5 protein-coding genes are annotated in these 6,995 nt (G+C 71.5%); 2 read left to right on the top strand and 3 right to left on the bottom strand.

The window, feature by feature from the left end; translation table 11 throughout:
• Positions 1–1,568: DUF885 domain-containing protein (locus Q0326_RS04015; protein WP_298687369.1), on the top strand; the 1,568-nt coding region annotated here is incomplete at its 5' end.
• A gap of 149 nt (positions 1,569–1,717) precedes the next feature.
• On the opposite strand, the gene Q0326_RS04010 is transcribed toward Q0326_RS04015, so the two are convergent.
• The 3 genes from Q0326_RS04010 to Q0326_RS04000 all read right to left on the bottom strand — a co-directional run bounded on the left by Q0326_RS04010 (position 1,718) and on the right by Q0326_RS04000 (position 6,091).
• Complete coding sequence (locus Q0326_RS04010; protein ID WP_298687367.1) at positions 1,718–2,578, bottom strand: 4-(cytidine 5'-diphospho)-2-C-methyl-D-erythritol kinase; 861 nt, start codon at positions 2,576–2,578, stop codon at positions 1,718–1,720.
• Positions 2,575–4,239 carry a tetratricopeptide repeat protein gene (locus tag Q0326_RS04005; protein WP_298687365.1) on the bottom strand — a complete coding sequence of 555 codons (1,665 nt, stop codon included), beginning with the start codon at positions 4,237–4,239 and terminating at the stop codon, positions 2,575–2,577. The genes Q0326_RS04010 and Q0326_RS04005 overlap by 4 nt, the downstream gene beginning before the upstream one ends.
• Positions 4,240–4,438: 199 nt before the next feature.
• The gene (locus tag Q0326_RS04000; protein WP_298687363.1) at positions 4,439–6,091 is read right to left on the bottom strand and encodes an electron transfer flavoprotein-ubiquinone oxidoreductase; all 1,653 of its coding nucleotides are present in this window, start codon (positions 6,089–6,091) and stop codon (positions 4,439–4,441) included.
• Positions 6,092–6,254: 163 nt separating this feature from the next.
• Between Q0326_RS04000 and Q0326_RS18040 the strand changes: the two genes are divergently transcribed.
• A partial coding sequence (locus Q0326_RS18040; protein WP_363303646.1) for a uracil-DNA glycosylase family protein occupies positions 6,255–6,995 on the top strand: 741 nt, incomplete at its 3' end.

Raw genomic sequence — 6,995 nt, 5'->3', positions numbered from 1 at the left:
GCGCCGCACCGACTGGTCGCGCCACGCTCGATCGCGCGATGACCGGGCTGCGCGCGCTGCTGCCCGAAGAAGGGTGCGACACCAGCGAGCGGGTGCTGCGCGCGCAGCTCGATCGGGCGACGAGCACCACCGACGTCCGCTACGGCCGCAACGGGCCGTTCGGCGGCACCCACCGCCCTTATCTGGTCACCGCCTTCGCCGGGCCCCATCTCTCGACGCCGACGTCGCTGCGGCTGATCCAGGACGTCGCGACGCCGGCCGCCGTCGAAGCCTGGCAGCTCCGGCTCGAGGCCTATGCGCCCGCGCTGCTCGGGGTCGCACAGAGCCTGCGCGCGGATGCGGCCATGGGTTGCGTGCCGCCCGCGGTGACGAGCCGCGCCGCGCTGCCGCAGATGGACGCGTTCGTGACCACGCCTGCGGCGCGGCATCCGCTGGTGCTCGCGCTCGACGCGCGCCTCGCGGCGCTGGCGACCGATCCGATCGTCCGCGCGCAGGCGACCAAGCGCGCGGCGGACACGCTCGCGCGCCACGTCCAGCCCGCGATGGCGCTGCTGCGCGACACGGTGGCGACGCTCACCCGGCAGGGGCGGCCGGAGATCGGTCTGTGGGTGCAGCCAGGCGGCGAGGTGCTGCATGCCGCCAACGTCGCGCGCGCGGGCGACACGGCGATGAGTCTCGTCGACGCGCAGGCGCTGGGCCGCGCCGAGGTCGCGCGGATCGCAGCACTGCTCGACAAGCGGCTGGCGCTGCGCGGTCTGCGCAAGGGGTCGCTCGCCGAGCGGATCGGCGCGGCCTTTGCGGCGCACCCCGAATTCGTCGAGAGCGACGACGAGGGCGGCCGCGCCGCCTTGCTGCAACTGGCGCAGGCGCGGATCGAGGCGGCACGCGCCACCCTCGTGCATATCGTGCCCGACGCCGCGGGCCCCGCCCCGCTGACGGTCGCGGCGCTGCCCGATGGGGGCGCCAGCGCGCTTGGCGGTTCGCTCTATCTGCCCGCCGCGATCGACGGCAGCCGCGGTGCCGCGCTGTGGCTCGACGCCCGCTCGGTCCATGCCTTGCCGACCCCCGGCGTCGCCGCGATCGCCTATCATCTCGGGCTCCCGGGGCAGCATCTCCAGGCGAGCCGCGCGAGCGTCGCGCGGCCGACGCTGGTGCGGATGGCGGCGTGGCCGGCATTCGTCGAGGGCTGGGCCTGCTATGGCGAACGCCTTGCCGCCGAACAGGGGCTGTTCGCACGCGACCCCTGGGGGGACGTCGCACGACTGTCTGACGAACTGCTGCGTGCGGCGCGGCTGGTCGTCGACATCGGCATCCACGCGCAACGCTGGCCGCGCGCGCAGGCCGAGGCCGAGATGAACGACATGACCGGTGCCGTGCAGACCGCCGCGATCGACCGCATCATCGCGCTGCCCGGCGAGGCGGCGAGCGCGACGCTCGGGCTGCACCGCCTGCTCGGGGTGCGCGACGCCGCCCGCGCGGCCAAGCGCTTCGACGAAAAGGCATTCCATGCCGCGGTGCTCGATCCCGGGCCGCGACCCTTCGCGATGGTCGAGGCCGAGCTGGGCTAGCGGCGTCGCCCGACGGGCTTGCCTTCGTCAGCCCGACCTGGAATCCATCTACGATGGTGCCCCGATGGTCGACCGCGGCGCCTTTGGCGCCCCGCCTTCGCGCGAAAGCCGATAAGGGGGGCAGTCCGGTCGAAAAGAACCGAGCGGCCCTAAAGCAACCGCGTCGCCAGCCGCCACCAGTGCGGATGCGCCGCCGCGATCGCCGCATCCGCGGCGTCGCGCGCCGCCGCATCCGCGAACAGCGCGAAACAGGTCGCGCCCGAGCCCGACATCCGTGCCAGCCGCAGACCTGGCATCGCCGACAGCGCCTCGACCACGCACGCGATCGCCGGCTGCAGTGCGCGCGCCGGCGGCTCGAGATCGTTTCGTCCATTCAGCGCCGCAGCGAGCGGATCCCCCGACGCGAGCGGCCCGCGATCGATCTGGTCCCAGCGCTGGAACACCGGCCCGGTCGGCACGGCGACACGCGGATTGACGAGCAGCAACGGCATGCCTGTCAGCGCCCGCGCGTCGAGCAGATCGAGCCGATCGCCCCGCCCTTCGCCGCGACAGGTTTGCGACACCATGCAGGCCGGCACATCGGCACCCAACGTCGCGGCGATGCCGTGCAGCGTCTCGTCGGCCACCGCGACATCCCACAGCCGCACCAGCAGCCGCAGCGCCGCCGCCGCATCCGCCGAGCCGCCGCCGATGCCCGAGGCGACCGGCAGCCGCTTGTCGAGCCGGATCGCCGCGCCCGCGGCCGTCCCCGCCGCCGCCCGCAACGACTCGGCCGCGCGCAGCACGAGATTGTCGGGGCCCGCCGACAACCCCTCGCCGAACGGCCCGACGATGGTCAGCGACAGATCGTCCGCGGGCGCCGCGGTCAGTTCGTCGCCGTCGGCGCAGAAGGCGAACAGCGTCTCAAGATCATGATAGCCATCGGGCATCCGCCGGCGGACATGCAGCGCGAGGTTGATCTTGGCGTAGGCGGTCTCGGCGGCGGTCTCTCGCACAGGATGAGCAGTCACGGCGTCGCCGACGGCCCGTTGTCGATCTTGGCCTTGATCCGCATCGCCTGCGCGCCGTCGGCGACGACCAGCGCGGCGCGCCAGGCATAGCGCGCGTCGAGCCGGCGCTGCGCCTTCCAATAGGCGTCGCCGAGATGCTCGTTGATGTCGCTCTCGGCGGGCGCCGCCTTGGCGGCACGCTCGAGCAGCGGGATCGCGCGGCCGACGTCGCCGCGCAGATACCAGGACCAGCCGAGCGAGTCGGTGATCGCGGGATCGTCGGGGGCGAGCTTGCTCGCCTGCGCGATCAGCGCGGTGCCGCCGGCGACGTCGTCGCCATGTTCGATCTGCGAATAGCCGAGAAAGTTGAGGATCGACGGCTCCTGCGGCGACAATGCCAGCGCGCGCATCGCCTTGGCCTTGGCGGTCGGCCAGTCGCCCGCGTCGAGCAACGCGCTCGCCTCCTGCAGCAGCAGCGGCCAGGCGACCTCGGGCTGGGCCTTGTCGCCGCCCGACAGCGCCAGCGCGCTCTCATAGGCGTGCGCGGCCTCGGCCGGCTGCTTGCCGTTGGCGAGCAGGTCGCCCAGCCGCGCCCAGTCGCCCATCGTCACGTCCGGCCCGGCGGTCGCGGCGCGGGCCTCGGCGAGCGCCTGATCGGTCCGGCCAGTGCGCACCAGCAGCGTCAGCCGCAGATCGCGCGACGAGCTGGCGAACGGATCGTCGGGGGCGATATGCGACAGCGCGTCGAGCCCCGCCTGATTTGCACTGCCGAGCCCGAGCAGCGTGGCGGTGACCAGCCAGGTCTCGCTGTCGTCGGGCGCGAGCATCGTGCCGAGCCGCGCGAAATCGAGCGCGAGCGGCGCCGACTGCTCCTTGTTGATGTCGGCGGCGACGCGCACGAACAGCTCGCCGATCCCGGCGGCCGGCGTGTCGATCGCGCCTGGCAGCTTGCGCCGGTTGGCGAGCAGCACGCGCGCGGCGTGGACCGAAGGCGCCTCGCCGACCAGCATCGCCAGCGCGGCGTCATGCTCATGATGGCGGTCGAGCGTCGCGGCGGCGGCGATCGCGAGGCGGGCGGCGCGCGCGGTATCGGGATGCGGCAGGGCGTCGAGTGCGGCGACGCCGGCGGTCTCCTTGCCCAAAGCGATCAGCAGCAGCCCGCGATGCTCGGCGGCGTAGCCGGCGGCGAGACTACCCGGGGTCACCGCCAGGATCGGTGCGAGCGGATCCCCGCTGCGCGATCCGAAGGCGATCCAGCCGCGCATCACGGGCGCCAGGAAACCGAACAGCTTTTCGCGCTCGATCCGGTCGACGAGCCCGCCCGCGCGCTTCCAGTCGTGCGCGGTGACCGCCTCGGAGAGCAGCAGCAGCGTGCCGTCGGGCGGCAGCGAGCCCGACGCGTCGAGCCCGTGGGCCGCCTTGCTCGCAAGCACCATGTCGCCGGCGATCACCGCTTGGCGATAGGCGCGCAGCGCGAGCATCGCATTGCCCGGATTGTCCTGCGCGGCAGCGGCGAAATCGGCGGCGGCGACGTCGAGCTGGCCGAGATCGTCGGCGGCGCGGGCGCGGACATAGGCGCTCTGCGGATCGCCGACGGCGGTGCGGTGGGGGCGCTCGGCGGCGGCGGGCATGGCGGCCATGGCCGCGATCGTGGCGAGGAGGACGGGGCGGGAAAAGCTCATGTGGTCATGCTCGGTGGAATGGCGGGGCCCCTGACTGCTTCTCTCTCGCATCGCGTGCGCCATGGCAAGCCGTGGGCACCGACCTCGCGCATCATCCCGGGCTCGCCCCGGGTGACGCTGCCTCTGCTGCATCCGAAGACGGAAGTGGGACCCCGGCTCAAGGCCGGGGCGACGAGGTGATGACGCCGCCCGAAGACACTCACATGTTCGGGTAATTCGGCCCGCCGCCGCCCTCGGGCACCACCCAATTGATGTTCTGGGTCATGTCCTTGATGTCGCAGGTCTTGCAGTGGACGCAATTCTGCGCGTTGATCTGCAGCCGCGGTTCCTGCTCCTCGCGCCCGACGATCTCGTAGACCCCGGCCGGGCAGTAGCGCTGCTCGGGGCTCTCGTAGAGCTTGAGGTTGACCTCGATCGGGACCGCCGTGTCCTTGAGCGTCAGGTGGACGGGCTGGTCCTCCTCATGGTTGACCCCCGAAATGAACACCGAGGAGAGTCGATCGAAGCTGACGACATTGTCGGGCTTGGGATAGACGATCGGCTCGCGCATGTTGGCGCGCCACGTCGACGCATTGTCGGCATGCTTGTGGCGCATCGTGATCGGCAGCCCGATGCCGAGATTGCGCATCCACATGTCCGCGCCCGCGACCATCGTGCCGACGGTGCCGCCGAATTTGGCAACGGCGGGCTCGGCGTTGCGGACGAGCTTGAGCTCCTTGGCGATCCAGCTGGCATTGAGCGTCTCGGGATAGGTCGCCAGCTCGTCGCCCGAGCGATCGGCGACGATCGCGTCATAGGCGGCCTCGGCGGCGAGCATGCCGCTCTTCATCGCGGTATGGGTACCCTTGATCCGCGGCACGTTGACGAAGCCCGCCGAGCAGCCGATCAGCGCCCCGCCCGGGAAGACGAGCCGCGGCACCGACTGCCAGCCGCCCTCGTTGATCACGCGCGCGCCGTAAGAGACGCGCCTGCCGCCCTCGAGCAGCGGCCGGATCGACGGATGCTGCTTCCAGCGCTGGAATTCCTCGAACGGGGACAGCCAGGGGTTCTTGTAGTCGAGCGCGACGACGAAGCCGATCGCGACCTGGTTGTTGGCCTGATGATAGATGAACCCGCCACCCCAGGCGTCGTCGAGCGGCCAGCCTTGGGTGTGGATGACGCGGCCGGCGACATGCTTGCCAGGCTCGACGTCCCACAATTCCTTGATGCCCAGCCCATAGACCTGCGGGTCGCAGTCGCGCTCGAGCTCGAACAGCCGCTTGAGTTCCTTGGTGAGGTGCCCGCGCGCGCCCTCGGCGAAGAAGGTGTATTTGCCGAGCAGCTCCATGCCGGGCTGATAGTCACCCTTGTGCGTGCCGTCGCGCGCGATGCCGAGGTCGCCGGTGGCGACGCCCTTCACTGCGCCGTCGTCGTCGAACAGGATTTCCGCCGCCGCGAAGCCCGGGAAAATCTCGACGCCCAGCGCCTCGGCCTGCCCCGCCAGCCAGCGGCAGACATTGCCGAGGCTCGCCGTATAGGTGCCCTTGTTGTTCATGAACGCCGGCATCGCGAAATGCGGCATCTCGAACTTGCTGGCCGCACCGAGCACCCAATGGTGATTCTCGATCACCGGCACGGTCAGCGGGCTGTCGAGCTCCTTCCAATTGGGGAGCAGCTCGTCGAGCGCGATCGGATCGATCACCGCGCCCGACAGGATGTGCGCGCCGACCTCGGACCCCTTCTCCAGCACGCACACCGACAGCTCGCGACCATCGGCCTCGGCGCGCTGTTTGAGACGGATCGCCGCCGCCAGACCCGCGGGCCCGGCGCCCACGATGACGACGTCATATTCCATCGATTCGCGATCCGACATGTCATTCCCTCTCTCGCGGCCTGGGCGGCGCGCGGCCGATCCGGCGGATCGGCGTATTCCTACAACGTCTTGCCCATAAGCCGGTGCCCCGAGATTGACCCGAAGGTCAACCTCACGGCATGGCAGGCCCGTGCTATATGGGGGCCAATACCGGCATCGTGATGTGATCGCGAGTGCGCTCGGCTGGTGGGCCGACGCAGGCGTCGACATGCTCGCCGACGAAGCGGTGCGCGACTGGCTCGCGCCGCCGCCGCCGCCCGCACAGCCGATCGCGCCCGCCGCTCCGGATGGTCCGGCATCGCTGGTCGCCACCGCGCTGCCCGATACACTCGACGCCTTGCATGCGCTGCTGGCGACGGGCGACTATGCCCCCTCGCCCGCCCCGCCGCGGCTGCGCGTCGCGCCGTCGGGCGATCCCGCCGCCGACCTGATGATCGTGGCGGACATGCCCGATCCCGGCGATGCCGAGGCCGGCCATCTGTTCGCGGGCGAGACCGCGAAGCTGTTCGACGCGATGCTGGCCGCGATGGGCGTCGACCGCGCGCGCATCTATCTGGCGCCCTTCTCGCCCGCGCGGGCCGCCGGCCGGCTCGAGCCGAGACAAGGCGAAGCGCTCGCGACGCTGATGCGGCGGCATATCGCGCTCGCGGCACCCAAGGCGCTGATCCTGTTCGGCGACGGCGTCGCGCACGGCCTGCTCGGACCCGCGGCGCTGGCTCAGCGCGGCGGGTTACGAACCGTTAACCACGACCGCGGCATGGTGCCGGCGATCGCGACCTTCCATCCGCGTCATCTGCGCCGGATGCCCGCCCACCCCGCCGAAGGCGCTGTCGAACCAGGTGCAGCCGGCCTCGAGCGCCGCCATGCAGTTGGCAAGGCCGGTGCCGCGGCTGTTGTGGAAATG

The sequence above is a fragment of the uncultured Sphingomonas sp. genome, from assembly GCF_937859915.1.
Taxonomy (GTDB): Bacteria; Pseudomonadota; Alphaproteobacteria; order Sphingomonadales; family Sphingomonadaceae; genus Solisphingomonas.
Note: the sequence above shows the minus strand (reverse complement) of the source record. Positions and strands in the feature narration are given on the sequence as shown.